Genomic DNA, 1172 nt, shown 5'->3' with positions numbered 1-1172 from the left:
TGAACAAAGCCAATATTGAAATGAGCCACTTCATAGTTAATACTTACACCTTAATCTGATAGCCCATAAAAGTCATAAACCAGGATTTTATCTACCCCTGATTTGGGCTTGCTAAAGGAAATCAATAAACCCTCGCTACATTCTAAAAACTGCATGCCCTTAAATGAACTATGATCATGAACATTACTCAAATCAATAACACCTATATCCCTAGTATAAATACCAACCCATGCTTTTTTTTGGAGATAAAGAAGAAAAAAATCTTCCCCTTTCAAGAACTTGCATGAAATATCATATTCAGCTCCAGTTACCCCAACCTTGTAGCTTTTCATCAATGGTTTCACCTCATAATCAGAACAAAAAACCCTAACCTTGCAAACACCCGCCTCAAAGGGTACGCCTTTCCTATCCAAATCGCGCTTCTTTCGAAAAAAAAGCAAATAGTAATAGTAATCGGAAAAGCCTACAAATAGCACTGCAGAAAAAACCAGCACAGAAAAAATGGATGAGAACAAATACGACAGCGGAATGGAAATAGCCCAAAGCACAAACAAACTTAAAAGGGCAATAAAAAGAAAGACATAAAGCTTCGCTTTCTTATCTGGAAAGGCAACTTTATAAAGCCTAGTGAGTCCACTTAACAACCTCATATTGTAGAAAACAGAAATTAGTAAATTAACCCATATTCTTGAAACCAATAAAATCTCTTAGCGATCAATCTCTTTTCATACTTCCTCAGATCACTACCCATACTGCGCATAGTGTTTCTAAAACTCAAATCAGGTCTTAATATGGACAAATAAGGAATCTCATCCACGAATGGGTTCGCTTGAGAAGAAAACACAGACATTATCCCCCCAAAAAAACTATGATTTGCAACCGGACTCATGTACAAATTTCCTGGAATTCCCAACTTAACCCTGTGTTTTGCATCAAAATCCCTTTTCAGTTCCGAGTCCAAAATATTGACATAAGATCCGGATTTTTGAGAAACTACCAAAAAATAATTTCCATCATGATATGTGGTAGGCATGCCATTGCTCCAAGCTCTTCCAAGTCTTGGTGTCCTATCAAGAATTGCAGCTCCAGTAACTGCATCAACGCAGGAAAATTGTTTACTTGAACCTCTACTGGCATCCTCCTTCAACCCTCCCCTCCCCTTCTCACTATAG

At 37.6% G+C, this 1172-nt stretch carries 2 protein-coding genes; both read right to left on the bottom strand.

The window, feature by feature from the left end:
- Window positions 1–50: 50 nt before the first annotated feature.
- A complete protein-coding gene (locus B4W65_RS17035; RefSeq protein WP_088656359.1) occupies window positions 51–650 on the bottom strand; it encodes a hypothetical protein in 600 nt (199 codons plus the stop codon).
- A gap of 17 nt (window positions 651–667) precedes the next feature.
- Window positions 668–1172: hypothetical protein (locus B4W65_RS17380; RefSeq protein ID WP_158522883.1), on the bottom strand; the 505-nt coding region annotated here is incomplete at its 5' end.

Source organism: Geofilum rhodophaeum (assembly GCF_002210225.1).
In the GTDB taxonomy this organism is placed as follows: Bacteria; Bacteroidota; Bacteroidia; order Bacteroidales; family Marinilabiliaceae; genus Geofilum; species Geofilum rhodophaeum.
This window is presented reverse-complemented; position numbering and strand designations above follow the sequence as displayed.